Annotated in this window: 19 protein-coding genes; 3 read left to right on the top strand and 16 right to left on the bottom strand. The window is 64.7% G+C overall.

Features of this window, described 5'->3' with window-relative positions; genetic code table 11:
• Window positions 1-2,520 carry a leucine--tRNA ligase gene (gene leuS / locus CQ017_RS01155; RefSeq protein ID WP_105552487.1) on the bottom strand — a complete coding sequence of 840 codons (2,520 nt, stop codon included), beginning with the start codon at window positions 2,518-2,520 and terminating at the stop codon, window positions 1-3.
• Between the two features lie 240 nt (window positions 2,521-2,760).
• A complete protein-coding gene (locus CQ017_RS01160) occupies window positions 2,761-3,519 on the bottom strand; it encodes a phosphotransferase (protein ID WP_258133444.1) in 759 nt (252 codons plus the stop codon).
• Between the two features lie 96 nt (window positions 3,520-3,615).
• Between CQ017_RS01160 and CQ017_RS01165 the strand changes: the two genes are divergently transcribed.
• On the top strand, window positions 3,616-5,406 hold the full coding sequence (locus CQ017_RS01165; protein WP_105552141.1) for an HNH endonuclease signature motif containing protein: 1,791 nt from the start codon (window positions 3,616-3,618) through the stop codon (window positions 5,404-5,406).
• Between the two features lie 110 nt (window positions 5,407-5,516).
• On the opposite strand, the gene glpK is transcribed toward CQ017_RS01165, so the two are convergent.
• From glpK to CQ017_RS01180, 3 genes are read right to left on the bottom strand one after another with little or no spacing between them, the layout of a single operon-like run.
• Window positions 5,517-7,037 carry a glycerol kinase GlpK gene (gene glpK / locus CQ017_RS01170; RefSeq protein ID WP_105552142.1) on the bottom strand — a complete coding sequence of 507 codons (1,521 nt, stop codon included), beginning with the start codon at window positions 7,035-7,037 and terminating at the stop codon, window positions 5,517-5,519.
• A gap of 17 nt (window positions 7,038-7,054) precedes the next feature.
• Entirely contained in the window at window positions 7,055-7,783 is a 729-nt protein-coding gene (locus tag CQ017_RS01175) for an MIP/aquaporin family protein (RefSeq protein WP_105552143.1), read from the bottom strand.
• 57 nt (window positions 7,784-7,840) lie between these two features.
• Complete coding sequence (locus CQ017_RS01180; protein ID WP_258133445.1) at window positions 7,841-9,520, bottom strand: glycerol-3-phosphate dehydrogenase/oxidase; 1,680 nt, start codon at window positions 9,518-9,520, stop codon at window positions 7,841-7,843.
• Window positions 9,521-9,616: 96 nt separating this feature from the next.
• Between CQ017_RS01180 and CQ017_RS01185 the strand changes: the two genes are divergently transcribed.
• Window positions 9,617-10,636, top strand: a complete 1,020-nt coding sequence (locus CQ017_RS01185; RefSeq protein WP_258133446.1) for a sugar-binding transcriptional regulator — start codon at window positions 9,617-9,619, stop codon at window positions 10,634-10,636.
• Window positions 10,637-10,646: 10 nt separating this feature from the next.
• The gene (locus CQ017_RS01190) at window positions 10,647-11,513 is read left to right on the top strand and encodes an alpha/beta fold hydrolase (protein ID WP_105552145.1); all 867 of its coding nucleotides are present in this window, start codon (window positions 10,647-10,649) and stop codon (window positions 11,511-11,513) included.
• A 7-nt stretch (window positions 11,514-11,520) separates the two neighbouring features.
• Here CQ017_RS01190 and CQ017_RS01195 read toward each other — a convergent pair whose 3' ends face one another.
• The 11 genes from CQ017_RS01195 to CQ017_RS01245 all read right to left on the bottom strand — a co-directional run bounded on the left by CQ017_RS01195 (window position 11,521) and on the right by CQ017_RS01245 (window position 24,463).
• Window positions 11,521-13,482: a primosomal protein PriA gene (locus CQ017_RS01195; protein WP_105552146.1), complete on the bottom strand. Its 1,962-nt coding sequence runs from the start codon at window positions 13,480-13,482 to the stop codon at window positions 11,521-11,523.
• Between the two features lie 7 nt (window positions 13,483-13,489).
• Window positions 13,490-14,695, bottom strand: a complete 1,206-nt coding sequence (metK, locus tag CQ017_RS01200) for a methionine adenosyltransferase (RefSeq protein ID WP_105552147.1) — start codon at window positions 14,693-14,695, stop codon at window positions 13,490-13,492.
• Window positions 14,696-14,772: 77 nt separating this feature from the next.
• Window positions 14,773-16,008: a bifunctional phosphopantothenoylcysteine decarboxylase/phosphopantothenate--cysteine ligase CoaBC gene (gene coaBC / locus CQ017_RS01205; RefSeq protein ID WP_105552148.1), complete on the bottom strand. Its 1,236-nt coding sequence runs from the start codon at window positions 16,006-16,008 to the stop codon at window positions 14,773-14,775.
• Window positions 16,009-16,075: 67 nt separating this feature from the next.
• Window positions 16,076-16,336, bottom strand: a complete 261-nt coding sequence (rpoZ, locus tag CQ017_RS01210) for a DNA-directed RNA polymerase subunit omega (RefSeq protein WP_374954982.1) — start codon at window positions 16,334-16,336, stop codon at window positions 16,076-16,078.
• Between the two features lie 10 nt (window positions 16,337-16,346).
• Window positions 16,347-16,910: a guanylate kinase gene (gmk, locus tag CQ017_RS01215; RefSeq protein ID WP_105552150.1), complete on the bottom strand. Its 564-nt coding sequence runs from the start codon at window positions 16,908-16,910 to the stop codon at window positions 16,347-16,349.
• Window positions 16,911-16,913: 3 nt separating this feature from the next.
• Complete coding sequence (mihF, locus tag CQ017_RS01220; RefSeq protein WP_047119171.1) at window positions 16,914-17,249, bottom strand: integration host factor, actinobacterial type; 336 nt, start codon at window positions 17,247-17,249, stop codon at window positions 16,914-16,916.
• 133 nt (window positions 17,250-17,382) lie between these two features.
• Entirely contained in the window at window positions 17,383-18,216 is an 834-nt protein-coding gene (pyrF, locus tag CQ017_RS01225) for an orotidine-5'-phosphate decarboxylase (RefSeq protein WP_105552151.1), read from the bottom strand.
• Complete coding sequence (carB, locus tag CQ017_RS01230; protein ID WP_105552152.1) at window positions 18,209-21,487, bottom strand: carbamoyl-phosphate synthase large subunit; 3,279 nt, start codon at window positions 21,485-21,487, stop codon at window positions 18,209-18,211. The genes pyrF and carB overlap by 8 nt, the downstream gene beginning before the upstream one ends.
• Window positions 21,487-22,656: a glutamine-hydrolyzing carbamoyl-phosphate synthase small subunit gene (gene carA, locus CQ017_RS01235; protein WP_105552153.1), complete on the bottom strand. Its 1,170-nt coding sequence runs from the start codon at window positions 22,654-22,656 to the stop codon at window positions 21,487-21,489. The genes carB and carA overlap by 1 nt, the downstream gene beginning before the upstream one ends.
• Window positions 22,657-23,166 (bottom strand): hypothetical protein, encoded by a 510-nt coding sequence (locus CQ017_RS01240; protein WP_105552154.1) that lies wholly within the window; start codon window positions 23,164-23,166, stop codon window positions 22,657-22,659. It lies immediately after the preceding gene.
• Complete coding sequence (locus CQ017_RS01245) at window positions 23,159-24,463, bottom strand: dihydroorotase (RefSeq protein ID WP_105552155.1); 1,305 nt, start codon at window positions 24,461-24,463, stop codon at window positions 23,159-23,161. Before CQ017_RS01245 ends, CQ017_RS01240 begins: the two co-directional genes overlap by 8 nt.
• Window positions 24,464-24,469 lie beyond the last annotated feature (6 nt).

Here is a 24,469-nt window from a genome sequence, read left to right on the forward strand (position 1 = left end):
TTACGGTGCCGGAACCACATTCACGAGCTTCGGCGCACGGACGATGACCTTCAACGGCTCCTTGCCGTCGAGCATGCGAATCACCGTCTCATGGGCCAAGGCCTGCTCGCGCAGGTCATCCTCGGAAATGTCGATCGGAACTTCCAGGCGTGCGCGGACCTTGCCCTTGATCTGGACCACGGCGGTGACGGTATCGTCAACCAGCAGCGACTCATCGACCTCCGGCCAGGCGCTGTTCACGACGCTCGGTGCGTAGCCGAGCTCGGCCCACATGTCCTCGGCGGTGTAGGGGGCGAACATGCTCAGCAGCTGGGCGGTGACGGTGGCCGCCTCGCGGACGGCCGGGTCGGCGGCGCCGGCTCCCGAATCGATGGTCTTGCGCGCCGCGTTGACCAATTCCATGGTCTTGGCGATCACCACGTTGAACTTGCCCGAATCCAGCAGCGCGGCTGCCTCGTGCACGGTGCGGTGGGTGACCTGGCGCAGCGCCTTCTCACCGGTGGTGTAGTCCACGTCCTGTGCGCTGGTGACGTCCTGGGCGATGCGCCAGGCGCGGGCCAGGAACTTCTGCGAACCGCTTGGGGACACATCGGCCCAGTCCACGTCGTCCTCCGGCGGGGAGGCGAAGATCATGGTCAGCCGCACCGCGTCGACGCCGAACTTGTCCAGCTGCTCGCCGAGGTCCACGCCGTTGCCCAGGGACTTGCTCATGGCCTTGCCGCCGTTGAGCACCTGGCCCTGGTTCAGCAGCGCGCTGAACGGCTCGGTCGCGTCGATCAGGCCCAGGTCGTGGATGACCTTGGTGAAGAAGCGCGAGTAGAGCAGGTGCAGGATCGCGTGCTCGACGCCGCCGACATACTGGCCTACCGGCATCCAGTCGCGGACCGCCTGCGGGTCGAAGGGGCCCTCGGTGTAGTTCGGGGAGACGAAGCGTAGGAAGTACCAGGAGGAGTCCACGAAGGTGTCCATGGTGTCGGTGTCGCGCTTGGCGTCCGCCCCGCACTTCGGGCAGGGCACGTTGACCCATTCCGCCACGGCGGCCAGCGGGCTGGTGCCCTTCGGCGCCAGCTGCTCGCCGCGCAGGTTATCGGGCAGGCGCACCGGCAGCTGGTCATCGGGTACCGGGACCTCGCCGCATTCGGCACAGTGGATGATCGGGATCGGGGTGCCCCAGAAGCGCTGGCGGCTCAGCAGCCAGTCGCGCAGCCGGTAGTTGACCGTGTGTTCGCCGGTGCCGGCGGCTTCCACGATTTCGATCGCCTTGGCGACCGCTTCGGTCTTGTCCAGCCCGGTCAGCTCACCGGAGTTGACCAGCTTGCCCTCGCCGGCGGTGGCGGTTCCCGACACGGCCGGGTCCTCTTCGCCGGTCTCCACGACCACGCGCACCGGCAGGTCGAAGGTGCGGGCGAAGTCCAGGTCGCGCTGGTCGTGCGCGGGCACGGCCATGATCGCGCCGGTGCCGTAGTCGGCCAGCACGTAGTCCGCCGCCCAGACCGGCAGCTTCTCGCCCGAGAGCGGGTTGATCGCGTAGCGGCCGGTGAACACGCCGGTCTTCTCGCGCTCGCTGGACTGGCGTTCGATTTCCGAGAGCGTCTTGACCTGCTCCTGGTAGGCTTCCAGCGCTTCGCGCTGCTGCTCGGTGACCAGCTCGTTGGCCAGCGCGGCATCCGCGGCGACCACCATGAAGGTCGCCCCGTAGAGGGTGTCCGGGCGGGTGGTGAAGACCGGGATCTGCACCTCGGCCAGTTGCTCGTGGGCTTCGATCTGGAAGGTGACCTGGGCGCCTTCGGAACGGCCGATCCAGTTCTTCTGCATCAGCAGCACGCGCTCGGGCCAGTGGCCCTTGAGCGCATCCATGTCCTCGAGCAGGCGGTCGGCGTACTCGGTGATCTTGAAGTACCACTGGTTCAGCGACTTCTTGGTCACGGCGGTGCCGCAGCGTTCGCAGGCGCCGTTGACTACCTGCTCGTTGGCCAGCACGGTCTGGTCCTTCGGGCACCAGTTGACCGGGTGGTCCTTGCGGTAGGCCAGGCCCTTTTCGTAGAACTTGTTGAACAGCCACTGCGTCCAGCGGTAGTACTCCGGATCCGAGGTGTGCAGCCGGCGGTCCCAGTCCGCGGAGATGGCGTAGCGCTTGAAGCTCTCGGCCTGGGTGTCGATGTTCTTGTAGGTCCACTCGGCCGGGTGCGCATTGCGCTTGATCGCGGCGTTCTCCGCCGGCAGGCCGAAGGAGTCCCAGCCGATCGGGTGCATGACGTCAAAGCCACGCAGGCGCCAGTAGCGTGCGACAACATCGCCCATGGCAAAGGCCTCCGCGTGGCCCATGTGCAGGTCTCCGGAGGGGTAGGGGAACATATCCAGCACGTAGCGACGTTCACGGGTGCCATCGTCGGCGGGCTTGAACACTTCTAGTTCATCCCAAACCGGTAGCCACTTGGACTCGAGGTCCTTGAAGTCGTAGGTTCTGGTCTCGTTCGTCGATGATGTCACTGAGCTCGTCTCACAAACTTGCGGAAAAATTTCCTGACGGAAAAACTTGGTATTGTCTCCAGACACAACAAAAGCCCCCAAATATCCACTCGGGGGTACGGCCGCAGGCCGCTCTTAGACTAGGTCGCGCTGAAAATGCATACAGCGATTCTATCGCAGTTCCCGCCGCAGAGGTGCATCGATGAAGCGCCAGCTGCGCCACGGCAAAAACGGCATGCCCCATGACCGCTTCCCCGGCCGCCGGCCGGCACCGCGTCGAGCCGTGCCGCGCTAGGCGTAGTGCCGCTCGAGCGCCGCGGAGAGGGCCAGCCGGTGGCGTTGCAAATATGCGCGCACCGCAGCCCAATGATCCCCATGCCCGTCGGCATACATGGATCCCCACGGTTCGATGCCGCGGATATTCGACGATTCCAGCAGCCCGTGCATGGCGCCAACCCGTTCGATCATGGCGGGCAGCGGCCTGGTAGCCGTCGAGGAACGCGCTGAGATCCGCCGGGTCATTGCGCGAAAAGCCTGCGCGGCATAGGCCAAGTCCCCCAATCTGGTACTCGGCGCGCCAGCATCCCGGTCGATGAGCACCCAGCGCTCCCCCATCACCAGATTCCACGGGGCCAGATCGTTGTGGCACACCAGATCGGCTCCCGGAGCCGCGATCGGGCTGTCGAAGACCTCGCCGCGCCGGGGCGCGAAGTCACCGCTCGCATCGTGAATGGCCCGGACCATGCCACCGATGCGGGCCAACTGCTCCGGGCCGGGCTTTGGCTGCTGCATCGCGAGTGGACCCGGGACGAATTCGAGGACTTGACGCCCGCGCTCGTCGAAACCCAAATGTTCGGGCAGCGCAATTCCGTGTCCCTGCAGATGCCGTAAATACCGGAGGACCGAGTCCGCCGAAGGCCCCGCAGGTTTGCGAACCGTGCGCCCCACGCGGACCACACTCCCGTTTGCATTCCCGCCGGCCAGCTCAACTTCCCGCATGCCTCCGGCCCAGGCGCTCCCCGCTGGATTCGAAATGCCGGGGTTTTCCATCGCGCCCAAGGCCGGCGCAAGAAATATTCCGCCAGGCTATCCACAACCCGCGGACGAAGCCGCGGCGCAGGGCCGATCTGGCGCAATCATGGAGGCATGAACACGCCAGCACTCATCTCAGCGCTGCACACCCTGTGCAGGGCCCCGCTTCAGCTCGGGGCGCACCTCACCGGTGCCATGCTCGTGCGCCTGGGGATCCTCTGTCTGGCCTTGTTCACCGCCATCGGCCAGCTGGTCCACCAGACCCGCGACCCGCGCCTGGTCCTGGCCCATGCGGATCTGGTCGAGAAGTTCTCCCAACAGGTCCACCTCGCCCAGCTCACCACCGCACTGGATGCAGAGGCCAGCGGCGCGCACGCGCTCAGTCTGGAAACCTACGACGGGCTGCGCGACGGCACCTGCAGCTTCGAGGCGCAGCCCGAACTAGCCGCCGGACGCACCTGCTATCAGAGCACCGGCGATCTGCTCGCTGCCTGGCTCGGACTGAACTACTTCGAGGCCCAACGCCGTATCGACGATGCCCACCTGCTCATCGGCCGCCGTACGCCGCAGGGCACGATCTGCGAGCCGCGCTTCGCCCAGCTGGCCGAGGTCTATGCCAAGGGCGGCGCCGACCGCCGCAGCATCGCAGCCACCGCACGTCGCCTGGAGAAGCTCGAAGCGACCGACACCACCTTCGACGGCGTGCCCACCGAGCTGAAGGCGCGCGGCACCGACGGCCGCTTCCTGGAGGAGCATGCCGCCGAGTCACTGCGGAGCCTGGGGCCAGATGAAGCACGCAAAGACATCAGCTCCCGGATCAGTCTCTACAAGCAGCTCAAAGGCGACAAGCTCCCACCGAAGCTCGGGCTGTTCATCGGCCCGGTGGTCCAAGGCGTGCACGAATTCACTCTTCGCACCCTAGCCACGCAGGCCCAGCTGATCCGTTCGATCGCCGTGCAGGCCAGCGCCCCGCGCACCAAGGCCGGCCAGGCAGCCCGGACCCCCGTGCAGCCCGATGGCAGCACCGAAGCAGCCGATCAGCCCGCCACCGAGCCAACGGCTGCCCGGGCGGCGGAATCCGCCGAATCTATCGACCGGTCCGGCACCGCCGAGGAGCCAACAGCCGGAGCACCAACATGGTTGCGCACCGAAAACCCCATGCCCGCCTGGGCCCGCGCAGCGGAAGAACCCTCCGGAGCCAAACCCGAGCTGCCAGCGGACGATGCTGAAGCAACGCCCGGGAAGAACATCCTGGCCAACGCAGAAGTTGCCGCCGACCGCGAGGAGGTCAGCGTCGCACTGCGCCGGCTCAACGCGCTCATGGCGATTCTCGCCACCCCCGCAGGCGGCAAGGCCAAGGCGGTCATCCCGCGATTCATTGTCTACATGTGGCTCAGCGATCTGCAGAATCTGGACCGCGCTTATGGGACTACTTCCAACGGCGTTCGGCTCCCTCCCGGCGAGCTCAGACGGGCTCTCGCCAATGCCAACGTGATCCCCGTGGTGCTCGGCGGCAACAGCCAACCCCTGGACATGGGAAGATCCAGACGCTACCACGAGGGCTACGTGCGGATGGGTGTGCTGGCGCGAGATCGCGGATGCATTGTGCCCGGCTGCACCACGGCTCCCGATCACGTGGAGATCGATCACTATAAGCTGCCCTGGGCCGAGGGTGGCACCACAAGTGTTAAATCCGGGGCGGCGGTCTGCCCCGATAGCCACCATAGCCGCCATCTCGGGCAGCTTAAGATCGTGGACGTCGACGGCTTGCCGCACGTCATCCTGCCTGCGCATCTGGACCCGGAGCAGAAACCGCGGCGCAACACCTATTGGGACGCGCTGCAGCTCGGTGATGCGCCCGACCCCGATGTAGCCGGTCCGGAGCCACCGGAGAACGACGAGTGATGTCCCGGCGCCGAGGGTTAACGACAGCGGACCCCGAATCAACGATCATCAGTTGATTCGGGGTCCGCTGCTATCGGCCCATCGACAAGGTCGAGGGCGGCGCGGCCGAGTTAGGCCTTCGTGTCCTCATCCACCCAATCGAAGGTGCGAGTCACTGCCTTCTTCCAAAGGCGCAGGCTGCGCTCGCGCTCTTCTTCACCCATGGCCGGTTCCCAACGCTTGTCCTCGGACCAGTTGGTTTCCAGTTCGCCCAGGCCCTTCCAGAAGCCCACGGCCAGGCCTGCGGCATATGCGGCGCCCAATGCGGTGGTTTCGGTAACCTTTGGACGGACCACCGGAACACCTAGGATGTCCGCCTGGAACTGCATCAGGCTCTCGTTGGCAACCATGCCACCGTCGACCTTCAGTTCGGTCAGAGGCACCTCGGCATCGGCGTTGACCGCATCAAGCACCTCGCGGGTCTGGAAGGCGGTGGCCTCCAGCGCCGCGCGGGCAATATGGTTCTTATTCGCGAAGCGGGTCAGACCCACAATGGCGCCTCGAGCCTCGGCACGCCAGTACGGGGCGAACAGGCCGGAGAACGCCGGGACGATGTAGACCCCGCCGTTGTCCTCCACCTTGGCCGCCAGCTCTTCAATCTCCGGAGCCGTGGCGATCATGCCGATATTGTCACGCAACCACTGCACCAGCGAACCGGCCACGGCAATCGAGCCTTCCAAAGCATAGACCGGTGCGGCATCGCCCAGCTTATAGGCCATGGTGGTGAGCAAGCCGTTGGAGGAATGCACGATCTCGGTGCCGGTGTTGAAGATCAAGAAGCAACCGGTGCCGTAGGTGTTCTTCGCAGTACCGGCGGTGAAGGCGGCCTGGCCGAAGGTAGCTGCCTGCTGGTCGCCCAGGATGCCGGCCACGGGTACTTCGCGCAGCAGCTGATTGCCTGCCACGGTGCCATAAACCTCGGAAGAGGAGCGGATCTCGGGCATCATCGAAGCTGGCACACCGAAGTCCGCCAAAATCTGCTCATCCCAGGTCAGGGTCTTCAGATCCATGAACAGGGTGCGCGAAGCGTTAGTCACGTCGGTGACGTGCACGCCGCCGTCCACGCCGCCGGTCAGGTTCCACAGCACCCACGAATCGGTGGTGCCGAAGAGCAGGTCGCCGGCTTCGGCACGCTCCCGCGCGCCTTCGACGTTGTCCAGGATCCACTTGATCTTGGTTCCGGAGAAATACGTGGCCAGTGGCAAGCCGACGCGGTCCTTGTAGCGGTCGATTCCCCCATCCTTGGCCAACTCGTCGACGATGTCCTGGGTGCGGGTGTCTTGCCAGACAATCGCGTTGTACACCGGCTTGCCGGTGTTCTTGTCCCAGACCACAGCGGTTTCGCGCTGGTTGGTGATGCCGACAACTTCGATGTCGTGGCGGGTCAGGTTTTGCTTGGACAGGGCCTGGCCGATGACCTCGCGGGTGTTGTTCCAGATTTCCGCTGCGTCGTGCTCAACCCAACCTGCGGCCGGGAAAATCTGTTCGTGCTCCAGCTGGCCTACCGAGACAACCTCGCCTGCATGATCGAAGACGATGGCTCGGGAACTGGTCGTTCCCTGGTCAATGGCGATGATATATTTTTCACTCATGATTCACATCTCTCTTTCTAGAACAGCAGGCCGGCAGCGACGCCGCCGAGTAGACCACCGATGACCGGACCGGTGATGGGCACCCAGGAGTAGGCCCAGTCGGAAGATCCCTTGCCCTTGATAGGAAGGATAGCGTGTGCCAGTCGCGGACCGAGGTCTCGGGTTGGGTTGATGGCGTAGCCGGTAGCTCCACCGAGGGACAGGCCGATGGCCACCACGAGCAGTGCGACCGCTAGCGGGCCGAGCTGGTGCGGGGTCTTTCCCAGACCGGCGATGACGAAGACGAGCACAAACGTGCCGAATACCTCGGTGACGACGTTCCAGCCATAGGAGCGGATCGCCGGACCGGTGGCGAAGACGCCAAGCTGATTGCCGGCGTTCTGCTTGTCATCGAGGTGCTTTTTGTAGGCCAGCCAGACGCCAACGGCGCCAAGGAAGGCACCAACGAGCTGCGCCAGGAAGTAGAGCATGGTGTTGGCGAAGGTGATTGCGACGCCCGGTGCGTATTCGGTGATATCTGGGTTGATCATCAAGCCCAGGGTCACCGCAGGGTTCAGGTGAGCACCTGAAATACCGGCGATCCAGACACCGCAGTAGACGCCTAGGCCCCAGCCGAAGCTGATGGCAAGCCATCCGGCGGCGCTACCGAGGGTGCCTTTCAACGCGACGTTGGCGCAGACACCGCCGCCCATGAGTAGGAGAATGAATGTGCCGGCTAGTTCGGCAAGAAACACGTGAGTGGACAACGTTGACCTCTTAGTGATTTCGTAGGCCGACGGCAACCTGCCGCCGGCCGGTGCAGGTTACGCGAGGATGACCCCATGGCTATCTGCAAGTACCGAGAGCGAATGGTCGATCTCGGCTTCGGTCTGGGACTGATCCCAGCCCATTGGTGTCACGAGGTGCGAGGCGACCTCGATGACCAAATTTTTGGTGACTAACCCGCGGAAGGCGAGGTTGGTGCGCCGGATGAACACGTCAATCAGGCGGCCCACCTGCTCATGCTCAACCAGGTAGGCAAGTTCTTCCACGGACAGTTCACTGCTGTGCTCCAGGAGCTGCTCGTGCTGACCGAGCTGCTCCAGCACGTTGTCTGCCCCGGTGCCGTAGCGCTCAAGCAACACGCGCAGGCGTGAATGCGGTGCACGTTGCTCGCGGGCGGCATACCAGGCGGCAAGCTCGCCGTCGTTCTTCGGGAAGTTCTTGCCGCCGCCGATGGCCACACCTTCGGTGCTGACCTTCGCGCTTTCGCCCAGGAAATCCAGCGCCTTGCCCCCGAGGTTCTCGGCCAGCGCGCGGAAGGTGGTCCATTTGCCGCCGATCAGCGAGAGCATCGTCGTGCTATCGGTCAGGCGGGTTTCCTTCACCTGGTAATCGCGCGAGACGAAGCCAGGAGCGGTATCGTCGTGATTTGGCAGCGGACGCACGCCGGAGAATTTGTAGACGATATCTTCCTTAGCCACGGCGATCCGCGGGAAGACCTGCTGGATCAGGTCGAAGAAGTAGTCCACTTCCTCCTCGGTGCACACCGCAGGATCACGCATATCGTGTTCCAAGTCGGTGGTGCCCACCAGGACGCGGCCGAGCATCGGGTAGATCAGCACGATGCGGCCGTCTTCGTTTTCGAAGAAGATCTCACGCCCGCCGGTGGCGGCAAGCAGTTCCGGGTGGTCCAGCACGATGTGCGAGCCCTTGGTGCCACCGGTCCACTTGGTTTCCTTGCCAAGCTCCGCGTTGGTCAGGTCGACCCAGGCGCCGGTGGCATTGATGATGACCTCGGCGTCGAAATCGAATTCCGCGCCGGTGAGCACATCGCGCAATTTCGCGGTTCCCGATTCAACTCCGGCAAGCTCCACGTAGTTCGAGGCGCGCGCTTGGTCGCTGGCCTTCAGGCCGTCGCGCAAGACGTCCAGGGTGAGCCGCTCGGGGTTGTGCACCGAGGCATCGAAGTAGGTGGCGGTGTACTTCACATCGTCGCGCAAAGCGGGCAGATCCTTGCGGGCGGCCTTGGCTCCCTTGAAGTTGTGCCATGGGGTATTGCGTCCGCCGATGCCGGCGAAGACGTCATACATGATCAGGCCGGCCTTGATGAGCGCCGCACCTCGTTCGGTAGGCTTTCCCGACTTGTGGCTCAAGAAGCGCATCGGAGCGCTGAGCATGCCGGAGAAGGTGGAGAAGATCGGGATCGTGGTCTGCAGCGGTTTCACATAGTGCGGTGCGATTTCCAGGAGGGAGTTGCGTTCCTGCACCGATTCGTGGACCAGACGGAACTCTCCGTTTTCCAGGTAGCGGATGCCACCGTGGATCATATGCGAGCTGGCGCCCGAGGCGCCCTGGCAGTAGTCCCCGCGTTCCACGAGCGCCACATCGATTCCCTGCATCGCCAGGTAGCGGAAAGTTGCTACGCCATTAATGCCGCCGCCGACAACGAGCACGCGCGCCTTTGGCCGTGCACGTAGTTGCTCTAGCTGGTCCCGATTCACGATTACATGCCCCTTTATTGACGATTGGTACGTGTCAACAGTTAGTCTGGTCACCATGGAACGAAACGGTCAAACGAAATGCACAAACGTGCAGAAATGGTCCCATTGATGCAGATATCCCCCAGCTCCGGTCCGTACAAACTGCCAAATCCTGGCACATCCGTGCAAGCCAGCCCCAAGGCGAAGGATGCGCTGCGTGCGGCCCAGCTGTATTACCTGCAGGACATCAAAATGGAGGTGATCGCCCGTGAGCTCGGGGTTTCGCGCTCCACGGTCTCCCGCCTGCTCGCCCACGCCAAACGCACCGGCATGGTGTCGGTGAAGATCAACCCTTCCGCAAATATGTCCGCGCTGCTCGGCAATCAGCTTACCGAGCAATACGGGATCAGCGTGCATTTGGTGCCTACCGACGGTTCGATGGATGATACCGAACTCCTCCAACGCGTTTCGGCGCACGCGGCCTACCTGCTGGGCACCATGGTCTCCTCATCGATGACCGTTGGTGTGGCCTGGGGGCAAACCATGCAAGCGGTTTCCGCCGCGTTGAACAGCCACCCCACCCATGATTCGGTGGTCGTCCAATTGAATGGGGCCGCCAACCCGGTGTCCAGCGGGGTGCGCTATGCAAGCGAAATCCTCACCCGCTTCGGCCAGGCCTTCACCGCGCGCACCGAACAGTTCCCGGTCCCGGCCTTCTTCGACAAGGCCAGCACGCGGGAGGCGATGTGGCAGGAAACTTCCGTGCGACGCGTGCTGAATATTCAGGAGGAAATGAATCTGGCAGTCTTCTCGCTCGGCGCGGCCGACTCAAAACTCGCCTCCCAGGTGTACCGCGGCGGCTACCTGAGCGAAGCCGAAACAAAGCAACTGCGAGAGAAGGGCGTGGTGGGTGACGTCGCCACCGTGTTCTTCGACAAGCATGGAAATGACGCGGAAATCGAGATCAATGCCCGCGCTACAGGCCCCACCCTCGCCGCGCTGCGCCAGGTGCCACGGCGCTTCTGCGTGGTAGCTGGCCGAGGCAAGATCAACGCCGTTCGCGGCGCACTCAATGGCGGGCTGATCACCGAACTGGTCATAGACGAGGGCACCGCCATGGCCCTCTTGGACGGGTAGGCTTGAAATTATGAGCCCACGCACCGAATTGGTTACCACCCACGCCCTGCACGGCTCGAGAACCAGGGTCTTCAGCTATCCGGCCAGCACCGCAAGCAGCGCCGGGGTCATCTTTGCGATCCATGGATTCCGCGGGGATCATCACGGACTGACCCGGATCATCGAGCAGCTGCCGCAATATACGATCATCGTGCCGGATCTGCCGGGGTTCGGCGAATCCACCTCGATGCAGCTGGCCCACGACGTCGACGGCTATGCCCTGGCGCTCAACGACCTGGCCGACGAACTTCGGCTGCCTGCGCACAGCATCTTGCTCGGGCATTCCTTCGGCTCGCTGGTCGCCGCCAAACTCGCCACGCAACGCAACTTTTCCGCCTTGCTGCTGCTCAATCCCATCTCCGAGTTGGCCCTCGAATCCTCCCAAGCCTTCATCGCCAAGCTCACCGGCTGCTACTACACGCTGTGCGCCAAACTCCCTGCGCCCCTAGGCGAGGCGGTGCTCCGCTCGAGGCTCTTCTCCGATGCGATGAGCCTGGTCATGACCAAAAGCAAGGATCCGGCGATGCGCGCGTACGTGCGCGAGCAGCACCGCGCCTACTTCGGCGGCTTCCATTCGCGCGACACCCTGGCCCAGTCCTACCAGGCATCGATCAGCTGCACGGTGGGCGGGTACGCCCGGGCCATCGGCATCCCGGCGTTGCTGGTTGGCGGCATGCTCGATGAGCTGGGCACTGCGCAAACCCAGGAAGCCTTGCGGACGAGCTTCACCCAAGCCGAACTGGTGATGCTCGAAGACGTCGGGCACCTGATCCACTACGAAAAAGCACCCGAGACCGCCGCGGCGATCACCAAGTTCCTGGCCCGGATCGACGCCTAGGCGTCGATCAGAGCACCTCGTCGGGATCCACCGCGATATTGACCACCGGATCCTTGGCCGCGGACATCCGCGCGCGCAGGGCGCGCAGCGTCGAGGTCACCGCCGCGCCCTCGGCGTAGGAGTAGAAGACCACATAGCGGTGTTCGATCGGTGGCCCGTCGATAATGGTCGGCCCATGGATCTGAAGCCGTTCGCGCATTGCCGGGTCCAGCGCGGCGATCAACCGTTCGGCCCCGGGGCCGGAGATCACGGCGCTGCGCACCGCTGGGGGCAGGCCAAGTTCACGCCGCTCCCCCAGCTCCCGCTCGGCAAAGCTCGCCGGGTCGTACCGGACCAGCGCGGCCCCGGCAGGGCTCGGCGTCCCGGTGAGCACCACGACCCCGGAGCTCCTGGCCAGGGAGGCTGCGGTGAACCAGCGGCTGAGTACCTCTTCGGTGTTGCGCAAGGAGTCATGGGCCATCATCTTGTCGGCGTCCAAGAGGAGCACCGCACGGTATCCGGCTTCCACGAAGGGTTCGACCCCCGGTGTGGCGACGACAAGCGCCGGCTTGTCGCTCAGCCGGCGCACCGGCTTCGCGCCGGTGGATGAAATCACCGGCACCTTCGGGAAGGCGAGACCCAACTCGTCGGCGGTGCGGTCGGCGCCGATGCTGGCGGCTCGGATGCGCGGTGAATTGCACTCTGCGCACCGGTACTCGCGGTACTGCTCTCCGCACCATTTGCAGGCCACATGATGACCGGAGCCGCCCAGTTGCAGCGGACCTTGGCATTGCGGGCAGCGCGCGAGCGTGCGGCAGTCCTGGCAGGCCAAGGCGGGCATGAACCCGGTGCGGGCCACCTGGACCAGCACCGGTCCGCTTTCCAGGGCCTTGGTGGCCTCACGCCAGGCAAGGGACGGGATCCGGGCCCGGGCCAGCACCGGATCTCGTTCCAGTTCAAAATCGTTGGTGGTCGCCACCACGCGGGCGGTGTGTGCGCGCAAAATCTCGCGCGGCATCTTCAACTCGATGGCCCAGCCGGTGGCGACCAGGCGTTGGGCCTCCACCGAACGTGACGGCGACGCGATCAGCAACGAGCAGTTTCCATGCGTGCTGCGCAGCAGCGCCACCTCGCGCGCATGCTGGTAGGGCGCGCGTTGCTCGCGATGGGATTGGTCCGAGTCCTGCCACAACACGATCAGCCCAAGATCCGGCACATGGCATTGGGCAGCCGAACGCGTGCCGATCACGATGTGCACGTGGCCGCCGATGGCGCGCAAGAAATTCCGGTAGCGCGGAGTGGGCCCGTCATCGGCCTGCAGACGCGCATAGCAGTCCTTGCCATAGTGCTCGTCCAGATGCTCGGCTAGGCGTTCCAGGTCGCTGGCGTCGGGCACCAAGAGCAGGACCCGTTCCTTGCGCGCCAGCACCGGACGGCAGGCATCAAGCAGGAATCCTGGCCAGGAGCCAAAGAAGTTCGGCACCCAGGTGGCCACCGCCCGCAGCGTGTCCCCGTTGGCCCAGGCTTGCAGCGCTTGGGCGCCCTGCTCGTAGTGCTCCAGCTGATTCGGTGATTCGGGCAGGGTGGGCAACTGGTCGAGCAGCTCTTCTTTTTCCACCTTCGCGGCGCGCGGCGGCACCGCTAGGCGCACCACATCCCACACGGTGCCGGCATAGCGGTTGGCCACCAGCTCGGCGACCTCGAAGACCGCACGGTGCAATACGACCTGGTCGCTGACCAGTTTCGCCAGCGCCTTCAGCTTGATAGGCGAGGGATGGTCTTCGAGGATTTCGGTGATGAATCCGGGCAGCTGCTGCGGGCCGAAGGGCACCTTGACGCGCGCACCCACCATCGCGCCTTGGACCATCGAGGGCGGGATCTCGTAGTCGAAGAGCCGGTCCAGGTGCGGGACCGAAGAATCAATCAGCACCCGAGCAACCCGTTTGATGCGGGCCGGCTCGGGTGCTGAGATCAGGGCATCCTGCTGCACATGGTTCCTAGGCGTTGAACCAGTTGCGCAACGCGTCCACGCGGTCCAGACGCTCCCAAGTGAAATCGTTGTCGTCGCGGCCGAAGTGGCCGTGCGCGGCGGTCTTGCGGTAGATCGGACGCAACAGGTCCAGGTCTTCGATAATGCCCAGCGGGCGCAGGTCGAAGATCTCGTTGATGGCGTGGGTGATCTTGGCCGGGTCAACGGTTTCGCTGCCGAAGGTCTCCACGTAGAGCCCCACCGGACGTGCCACGCCAATCGCGTAGGCCACCTGCACCTCGGCGCGGCGGGCCAGGCCCGCTGCGACGACGTTCTTGGCTACCCAGCGCATCGCGTAGGCCGCCGAACGGTCAACCTTCGAGGGGTCCTTGCCGGAGAACGCGCCGCCGCCGTGGCGAGCGAAACCGCCGTAGGTGTCCACGATGATCTTGCGGCCGGTCAACCCGGCGTCGCCCACCGGACCGCCGATGACGAACGGGCCCGAAGGGTTCAGAATGATTTTCACATTCGAGGTATCCAGATTGGCGCGCTCCAGAATCGGCGCAACCACCTCTTCGGCGAGATCGGCTTTCAGGGTCTCCAGCTCGTACTCGGCGGCGTGCTGGCTGGAAACCACCACGGTATCCACCGAGACCGGGGTATCCCCGTCGTAGCCGATGGTCACCTGGGTCTTGCCGTCCGGGCGCAGCAACGGCATGCGTCCGTTCTTGCGCACCTGGGTCAACCGCTCGGAGAGGCGGTGGGCGAGGAAGATCGGGGTTGGCATCAGCGAGTCGGTTTCATCCGAGGCGTAGCCGAACATCAGGCCCTGGTCGCCGGCGCCCTGCAGGTCGCGCGGGCCTTCGGCGGTTCCCTCACGGGATTCCAGCGAGTTGAACACGCCGTCGTGGATTTCCTGGGACTGCTGGCCGATGGAGACCGACACGCCGCAGCGGGCGCCGTCGAAGCCGTTGGCCGAGGAGTCATATCCGATATCCAGAATGGTGCTGCGCACGATCTCGGGGATCTCGACATAACCGTTGGTGGTTACCTCGCCGGCCACATGCACCAGTCCGGTGGTGGTCAGCGTTTCGACAGCAACCTTGGAGTTCGGATCCTGCGCCAGCATGGCGTCGAGGATTGCATCCGAGATCTGGTCGCAAATCTTGTCTGGGTGTCCCTCGGTGACGGATTCCGAGGTGAAAAGACGAAGTTCGGGGCTAGTTGAAGTCACCTTTTTACTCTATCTGGTCTGACCGACCGATTGTTTTTAGTTGCGACGTTACGTGACCAAGCGCTATATGGCGCGGCTCACTTTGTGACGCGTGAATGTCCGATTATTGCGTCGGCGATCTGCTCTATGACGACCCGTGCCACGTCAAGCTTGCTTCCCTTAGCCTGCACGCTGGGCGCCTTCGAGGCGAAAAGCACCTGAACGCTATTGGTGTCTTCCCCGAAGGTCAGCTGCGCGCCGACCTCGTTGACCACCAGCATTTCGCAGCCCTTGCGTTCGAGCTTGGAACGGCCGTAGTCCAGCACGCTGCCGTGCTCATCGCCCGTCTCGGCGGCGAAGCCAACGATCAGCCCGGGCAGCGTGGCGTCCGCGGAACGCGCCTGGACCACCTCGGCGAGGATGTCCGGATTGCGCACCAGGGTGATCACCGGGGCGGAGTGCTCGTCGCGTTTCTTGATCTTCGAATTCTCGATGGAGGCCGGGCGGAAGTCGGCGACGGCCGCGTTCATGATCAGCACGTCGTTTCCCGGCGCTTCGGCAAAAACGGCCGCACGAAGTTCCAGTGCGCTGGAAGCGTGGACCAGGCGGACCCCGTGCGGGGCCGGGACCTCAAGATGCGTCGCGAGCAGTGTCACCTGCGCGCCGGCGTCACGGGCGGCCTGCGCCAGTGCCACGCCTTGGCGGCCCGAGGAGCGGTTGCCCAGGAAGCGCACCGGGTCCAGCGGCTCGCGCGTGCCCCCGGCGGTAATCAGGACGCGCTGTCCGGCAAGCATCGGGGTGCTCAGCAAGGGTGCGATCTCGGCGAAGATCTCTTCGGGCTCCGGAAGCCTTCCGGGGCCGGTGTCCTTGCCGGTCAGGCGCCCGCTGGCCGGTTCGACAACCGTCACCCCGCGGCCGCGCAGCGTGTCGACATTTGCGCGTGTGGCCGGGTGCTGCCACATTTCGGTATGCATGGCCGGGGCCATTACCACCGGGGCGCGGGTGGCAAGCAGCGTGCCGGTCAACAGATCATCGGCGATCCCGGCCGCGGCCTTGGCCATGATGTCCGCGGTAGCCGGGACGACGAGCACCAGATCTGCCTGCTGGCCTAGGCGCACGTGGTTAACCGATTCGACGGCGTCGAAGACCTTGGAGGTCACCGGGTTGCCGGAAAGGGCCTCCCAGGTGGCGTAGCCTACGAAGTTGGCCACATTCTCGGTGGGAATTACGTCCACATGATGTCCGGCCTCGCGCAGCAGGCGAAGCAACAACACTGACTTATAGGCGGCGATCCCGGCCGAGACGCCCAAAACGATACGCTTCACGCAGTTCATCCTTGGTGATTTATAACCTGGTGGTTAAAGAAAAAGATGGCGTCCGCTCGGGACGCCATCTTTGCTATTAGTCTTCGGTGACCTCGGCCCGCGAGACCTTGAGCAGCTGATTGTCCAGTTCGCGAAGTGCGATGGTCAATGGCTTTTCATTCAACTTGGTCTCAACCAATGGACCAACATACTCGAACAGGCCTTCGTTCAGCTGCGCGTAGTAGGCGTTGATCTGGCGTGCGCGCTTGGCCGAATTCAGCACCAGCGCGTACTTCGAGTCGTTGGTCTCAAGCAACGAGTCGATCGATGGGTTAATGATTCCCTCTAGATTGGACACAGGACTCCCTTTAGTCATTCTTCAGCCCCATGAGGGCAACAAGCTCTTCGGCGGCACGTGGAACATCATCATTGACGATGGTTACATCGAATTCTGATTCGGCCGCAAGTTCCAGTTTAGCGGTTTCTAGCCGGCGCTGCTGCTCATCGGCGGTTTCGGTACCGCGCCCGATCAGCCGGCGCACCAATTCGTCCCAGGATGGCGGGGCCAAAAAGACGAACTTCGCGTCGGGCAGCGTCTCTTTAACCTGCCTCGCGCCCTGCAAATCTATTTCCAGCAGTACTTTCTTGCCGTTGGCCACCGCGTCATTAACCGTAGAGCGAATGGTGCCGTAGCTATTGCGCCCGTGCACCACCGCCCATTCCAGCATGTCGTCGTTGTCCACCAGCTGATGGAACTTTTCTGGGCCCACAAAGAAGTAGTGGACTCCGTCTTGTTCCCCCGGCCGAGGCTCTCGTGTCGTTGCCGACACCGAGAGCCAGACATCAGGATAATTGTCACGGATGTAGGTAGAGACGGTGCCCTTGCCTACGGCCGTAGGGCCGGCTAGAACGGTTACCGACGCAGCGGTCATTGACTACACTTTCGTTTTTGGCGGAGATTGTTTGAAGTGTTCGGTGATTGCCGTGCGCTGTTTGCGTCCCAATCCGCGCAAGCGACGCGAAGGGGAAATGCCAAGACGCTCCAGCAGGTTCGCTGCGCGCACTTCACCGACACCCGGCACCGACTCCAAGAGGTCCATGACACGCATGCGTCCCACAGCCTCATCTTCGTATACCAAGTCTAGTACCTCCGTGATGGAGATTTTGCCGGCACTGAACTGGGCTTTAATTTCCGCACGGCGGGTGCGGGCGGCCAATGCCTTGGCGCGAGCCCGGATGCGGTCTTCGTCTGAGAGTTCTCGCAGTACCATCGTTCAGCCATCCTTAATGTGTAGTGGACTATGGCTATGTTGTGAACATAGCGATCAAACGCGGTTATTGCAAGAGTAATCGCGTTGTGGCTACCAGAAACTGTAATAGCCACAACGCGATTCTGCTAGTTATTTAGCCTGCGGCCAATAATTCATCGCGTACTTGCGATGCTTTTGCACGCAATGCGTTTACACTAGGCCCCGCCTGGAGGATGTCGCGGCTGCTCGTGCCCAGCACCTGGCGGTAGCTGCCGGCGAAAGCGGTGGCGATATCCTGTGCCGTAGCCCCCTGGGCACCGAGGCCCGGGGTGAGCAAGGGAGCCTTGGTCAGGCTCAGGTCGATGCCCAATTTCTTGGGGGCATCGCCAATCGTTGCGCCGACCACCAGGCCCACGTGGCCCATATCTTCAGCACCCGCATTTTCGGCACTGACTTGGTCAATAATCGATTTTGCAACCGACTTTCCCCCGCCTACATGCTGCACTGAGGGCCCCTCCGGGTTCGAAGTCAGCCCCAAGACGAACACTCCACGACCGGTCTGCGCGGCCAGGTCTATGGCCGGGCGCAGGGACTCGTAGCCCAGGTATGGGCTCAGCGTCACCGCGTCGCTGGCCAGTGGCGAGGCATCGTCCAGCCACGCGGTCGCATAGGCCGCCATGGTCGATCCGATGTCGCCACGCTTGGCATCCGCGAGGGTTAAAATTCCCGCGGATTTTGCTGCGCGCAGAGTTTCTTCCAGGGCGGCGAATCCGGCCGAGCCAAATCGCTCATACAAAGCGACCTGCGGCTTGAGAATTGCGGCCACCCCGACCATGGCTTCCACCACGGTCAGTGAGAAAGATCGCACTCCGGCGGCGCTGTTTTCCAGCCCCCACGCCTGAAGCAGCCCCGGGTGCGGGTCGATGCCCACACACAGGGGCCCCGAGGCCTCCATCGCCGCCCGAAGGCGGGTTCCGAAGTTAGGCATTGCGGGCCCCGCGCAGGTTCTTGTCGTGCTCCTGCAGGCTGGTGACGTCCCACTCGTATTCGCGCAGCGCGTCGATGGCCTGCACGCAGGCGCCGAATTCGGCCACGGTGGTGATGATCGGGGTGCCCACAGACACGGCGGCGGCACGGATCTCGTAGCCGTCCCCGCGGGCCTCGGAGCCCGTCGGGGTGTTCAGGATCAGGCCGATCTGGCCGGCGTTGATCAAGTCCACGATCGACTCGCCGCCCTCGTGGACCTTGCCCACCACCTGGGTCGGGATGCCGTTGCGGCGCAGCACCTCGGCGGTGCCGCCGGTGGACAGGATCTCGAACCCGATGTCGGCCAGGTGCTTGACCGGGATCACGATGGAGCGCTTGTCGCGGTTGGCGACCGAGACGAAGACCTTGCCGCCGGTTGGCAGCGGGTTGTTCGCCGCCGCCTGGGACTTGGCGAAGGCGGTGTCGAAGTACTTGTCGATGCCCATCACCTCGCCGGTGGAGCGCATCTCAGGGCCCAGCAGCGAGTCGACGACCTTGCCCTCCGGGGTGCGGAAGCGAGCGAACGGAAGCACCGCTTCCTTCACCGCGATCGGTGCCGAATCCGGCAGGTGGGTGCCGTCGCCGGTGGCCGGCAGCGAGGTGCCGCGCAGTTCGGCGATGCTGTGCCCGACGCCGATCAGGGCGGCGACCTTGGCCAGCTGCACGCCGGTGGCCTTCGAGGTGAACGGCACGGTGCGCGAGGCACGCGGGTTCGCCTCGATCACGTAGAGGATGTCGCTTGCCAGCGCGAACTGGATGTTGATCAGCCCGCGCACGCCCACGCCCTCGGCGATGGCCCGGGTGGCTGCCGCCACGCGGTCGCGCACATCCGGGCCCAAGGTGATCGGAGGCAGGGTGCACGAAGAGTCGCCGGAGTGGATGCCGGCCTCTTCGATGTGCTCCATGATGCCGCCGATGTACAGGTCGGTGCCGTCGAACAGGGCGTCCACGTCGATCTCGATGGCGTCTTCCAGGAAGCGGTCCACCAGCACCGGGTGGTCCACGGTGATCTCGGTGGCGTTGGCGATGTAGCGCTCCAGATGCGCCTCGTCATACACGATTTCCATGCCGCGTCCGCCGAGCACGTAGCTCGGGCGCACCAGCACCGGGTAGCCGATGGAGTCCGCGATGGTCTTCGCATCGGAGAATGACACCGCGGTGCCGTTCTTCGGGGCGATCAGCCCGGCGTTGTCCAGCACCTGCTGGAAGGCGCCGCGGTGCTCGGCCAGGTCGATGGCCTCCGGGGAGGTGCCCAGGATCGGCACGCCGGCGGCCTTCAGCTCGGCGGCGAGCTTCAGCGGGGTCTGCCCGCCCAGCTGCACGAAGACGCCGAGCACCCCGCCAGACTGCTCCTCGGCGTGGATGATTTCCAGCACATCTTCCAGGGTCAGCGGCTCGAAGTACAGGCGGTCGGAGATGTCGTAGTCGGTGGACACGGTTTCCGGGTTGCAGTTGATCATCACGGTGTCGTGCCCGGCGGCGCGCAATGCCATCACCGCGTGCACGCAGGAGTAGTCGAATTCGATGCCCTGGCCGATGCGGTTCGGCCCGGAGCCGAGGATGATCACCGAAGGCTTCTGATGCTCGAGCACCTCGGTTTCCTCGTCATAGGTCGAGTACATGTACGGGGTGAACGCCTCGAACTCGGCCGCGCAGGTGTCCACGGTCTTGTAGACCGGGCGCACGCCCAGCGCGTGGCGGATCCCGCGGATGACCGCCTCGGACTTGCCGGTCAAGGCCGCGATCTGCGCGTCGGAGAAGCCGTGGCGCTTGGCCTCGCGCAGCAGCTCCTCGGACAGGTCCTTGTTCGCGGCGATCAGCTGCGCGGTCTCGTTGATCAGCGCCAGCTGATCCAGGTACCACGGATCGATGGCGGTGGTTTCGAACAGCTTCTCGATGGATACCCCGGAGAACAGCAGGCGCTGGACCAGCGACAGGCGCTCGGTCGAGCCCTTGACGATCGAGGCCAGCACGGCCTCGTGCTCCGCTTCCGGGATCGGCTCGAAGGACAGCTCGGAGCCCTTCTGCTCCAGCGAGCGCAGGGCCTTCTGCAGCGCCTCGGTGAAGTTGCGGCCCAGGGCCATCGCCTCGCCGACGGACTTCATCGTGGTGGTCAGCGTCTTGTCGGCGGCCGGGAACTTCTCGAAGGCGAAGCGCGGGACCTTGACGACCACGTAGTCCAGGGCCGGCTCGAAGGAGGCAGGGGTCTTCTTCGTGATGTCGTTCGGGATCTCATCCAGGGTGTAGCCCACGGCCAGCTTGGTGGCGATCTTGGCGATCGCGAAGCCGGTGGCCTTGGAGGCCAGCGCGGAGGAACGCGAGACGCGCGGGTTCATCTCGATGACCACCACGCGGCCGGTGTCCGGCTCGATGGCGAACTGGATGTTGCAGCCGCCGGTGTCCACGCCCACCTCGCGGATGACCGCGATGGAGATGTCGCGCAGGTTCTGGTATTCGCGGTCGGTCAGCGTCATCGCCGGTGCGACGGTGATCGAGTCGCCGGTGTGCACGCCGACCGGATCGAAGTTCTCGATGGAGCAGACGACCACGACGTTGTCGTTCTTGTCGCGCATCATCTCCAGCTCGTATTCCTTCCAGCCCAGGATGGACTCCTCCAGGAGCACCTCGGTGGTCGGCGAGTACTGCAGCCCGGCGCCGGCGATGCGGCGCAGGTCCTCGGCGTTGTAGGCCATGCCCGAGCCCAGCCCGCCCATGGTGAACGAAGGACGCACCACCACCGGGTAGTTCAGGATCTCGACGGCGGCGAAGGCCTCCTCCAGGGTGTGCACGATGACCGACTTGGCGGACTCGGCGCCGCAGCGCTCGACAACGCCCTTGAACTTCTCGCGGTCCTCGCCCAGCTCGATGGCTTCGATATTCGCGCCGATCAGCTCGACGTTGTACTTTTCCAGGGCGCCGGACTTGTCCAGCGCGATGGCGGTGTTCAGCGCGGTCTGGCCGCCCAGGGTGGGAAGGATCGCGTCCGGGCGTTCCTTGGCGATGATCTTCTCCACGACCTCCGGGGTGATCGGCTCCACGTAGGTGGCGTCGGCGAATTCCGGGTCGGTCATGATGGTGGCCGGGTTGGAGTTGACCAGGATGACCCGCAGGCCCTCCTCCTTGAGCACGCGCAGGGCCTGGGTGCCGGAGTAGTCGAATTCGGCCGCCTGGCCGATGACGATCGGACCCGAACCGATGACGAGTACTGAGTTGAGATCGGTGCGCTTAGGCATTACTTGCTGTCCTTATCTGCGGCGGAATTCATCGCGGAAACGAAACGGTCGAATAGGTAGGCGGCATCGTGGGGGCCGGATGCTGCCTCCGGGTGGTACTGCACGGAGAACGCCGGGATGTCCAGGCAGGACAGGCCCTCGACCACGCGGTCGTTCAGCGAGAAGTGCGAGACCTCCACCTGGCCGAAGCGGGCCACCGGTGCGGTGACGGCTCCCTCCAACGGCGCGTCGACGGCGAAGCCGTGGTTCTGGCTGGTGATCTCCACCCGCCCGGTGGCTTTGTCCATCACCGGCTGGTTGATCCCGCGGTGCCCGAAGCGCAGCTTGTAGGTGTCGAAGCCCAGCGCGCGGCCCAGGATCTGGTTGCCGAAGCAGATGCCGAAGTACGGCATGCCGACGTCCAGCACGGAGCGGACCAATTCCACCTGCTTGGTGGCGGTGGCCGGGTCGCCGGGGCCGTTGGAGAAGAACACGCCGGTGGCGCCGGTGGCCTTGATATCCTCCAAGGTCGCATCGTGCGGCAGCACGTGCACGCGCAGTCCGCGCTCGGCCAGGCGGCGCGGGGTCATCGACTTCATGCCCAGGTCCACGGCGGCGACGGTGTGCAGCGGTTCGCCGGTGAAGCCGTGCTCGGCAGGTTCCACGGTGTAGGCCTTGTCCACGGAGACCTCCGCGGAGATGTTCCGCCCGGCCATTGCCGGCTGCGCCTTGACCAGCGCGACGAGCTCCGCGTCGGAGCGGTTGGCCTCCTCGCCGGAGAAGATGCCGGACTTCATGGCGCCCGCGTCGCGCAGGTGGCGGGTCAGCGCCCGGGTGTCCACGTTGCGGATGCCCACGATGCCGTAGCCGACCAGGTCCTCGTCCAGGGTGCGCTCGCTGCGCCAGTTGCTCGGACGGCGGGCCGCGTCGCGGACCACATAGCCCGAGGGCCACATGCGCTTGGACTCCGGGTCTTCGCTGTTCACGCCGGTGTTGCCCACGTGCGGGAAGGTCTGGACGACGATCTGGTGCGCGTAGGACGGGTCGGTCAGGGTTTCCTGGTACCCGGTCATTCCGGTGGTGAACACTGCTTCGCCGAGGGTCGTGCCCACGGCGCCGTAGCTGCGTCCACGGAAGATGCGGCCATCTTCGAGTACCAACACTGCTGGTAGGTTGCTCAGGGAATTCACTTAGTTTGTCTCCTGCTCGGCCGCGTCGGCTTGGTGCGACGCCAGCAACTGATAAATCTTGGCGGTGTCCTCGTGGTAGCGAGGACGGAATCCGGTGTCGAAGGTGAAATCATCCTTCACCCAGGTGATCACGATCAGCCCGTCTTTTTCGACGAACTTTCCGACCATGCCCGAGGAGCGGGTCACCTTCACGTAGGCGGTCCAGGGAATGTGCACATCGCTGGTGCCCGGGCGCATCAGGTGGATGCCGGCCTCGCCGAGCTCCAGGCTGGCGTTGGCGCGGACCCCGAGCTGGTGCACGGCGATCCGGTCAAGCCAGTCCTCGAACCGGGTGGTGGCCACGTACATGCCCTCGAAGCTGTGCTCGCGCCGGTCCGCGAACCCGGCGTAGGGCGCCGGGATGCCGGACTGCCGGCGTTTCATATTGCGCCAGCCGATCAGGATCAGCGCACAGAACAGTACGACGATCCCGAGGGTGACCAGCGCCGAGGTGAGTTCGCCGCTAGTCATTGGCTACCCGCGGGCTGGCCAGCGCGCCATCGAGCACCGTGGCGTGGCCGTGGTAGAAGGTGGCATGCACGGCCCCGGGCAGCTCCATGCCGGCGAACGGCGAGTTGCGCCCCTTGGTGGCCATTGCATAAGGGTCGACGATCCAGCGCGCTGCCGGATCGACCAGGGTCAGGTTGGCCGGCTCCCCCACGGCGATAGGCCGGCCCTGATCGCTCAGGCTGCCGATCTTCGCCGGGGTCTGCGAGGTGATCCGGGCGACGTCGGCCCAGGAAAGCAGGCCGGTCTCCACCAGCGTGTGCTGCACGATCGACAGGGCGGTCTCCAGCCCCGTCATGCCCATCGCGGCCGCTCCCCATTCGCAGTCCTTGGCCTCGGAGGGGTGCGGTGCGTGGTCGGTGCCGATCACGTCGATGGTGCCGTCGGCGACGCCGGCGCGCAGCGCCAGCACGTCCTCTTCGCGGCGCAGCGGCGGGTTGACCTTGAACACCGGGTCGAAGGTCTTGACCAACTCATCGGTCAGCAACAGGTGGTGCGGGGTGACCTCGGCGGTGACCTGGATGCCGCGGGCCTTGGCCCAGCGGATGATCTCCACCGAGCCGGCGGTGGAGACGTGGCACACGTGCAGGCGCGCGCCGACATGCTCGGCCAGCAGCACGTCGCGGGCGATAATCGACTCTTCGGCCACCGCCGGCCAGCCGGCCATGCCGAGCACCGCGGAGACCTCTCCCTCGTTCATCTGCGCACCCTCGGTGAGCCGTGGCTCCTGGGCGTGCTGGGCGATCACCCCGTCGAAGGCCTTCACATATTCCAGCGCGCGGCGCATCAGCAGCGGGTCCGAGACGCAGATGCCGTCATCGGAGAACATGCGTACCTTGGCGCGCGAGTCGGCCATCGCGCCGATTTCGCTCAGCTGCGCGCCGCCGAGGCCCACGGTGACCGCACCCACCGGGCGGACGTCCACCCAGCCGGCCTTGCGGCCCAGTTCGTAGACCTGCTCCACGACGCCGGCGGTATCGGCCACCGGGGTGGAATTGGCCATCGCGTGCACCGCGGTGTAGCCGCCCTTGGCGGCGGCCTTCGACCCGGTCTCCACCGTTTCGGCGTCTTCGCGGCCCGGTTCGCGCAGGTGGGTGTGCGGGTCCACGAGGCCCGGCAGCAGCACCATGCCGGCGGCGTCGATCACCGTGGCGCCCTCGGCCGCGGGGATGGTGCCGATCTCGGCGATCTTGCCGTCACTGATCAGCACGTCGGCGCGTTCGCCACCGAGCACGGAGGCCTGTCGAATCAAATACGTCATAATCAG

Source organism: Arthrobacter sp. MYb224 (assembly GCF_002975455.1).
In the GTDB taxonomy this organism is placed as follows: domain Bacteria; phylum Actinomycetota; class Actinomycetes; order Actinomycetales; family Micrococcaceae; genus Glutamicibacter.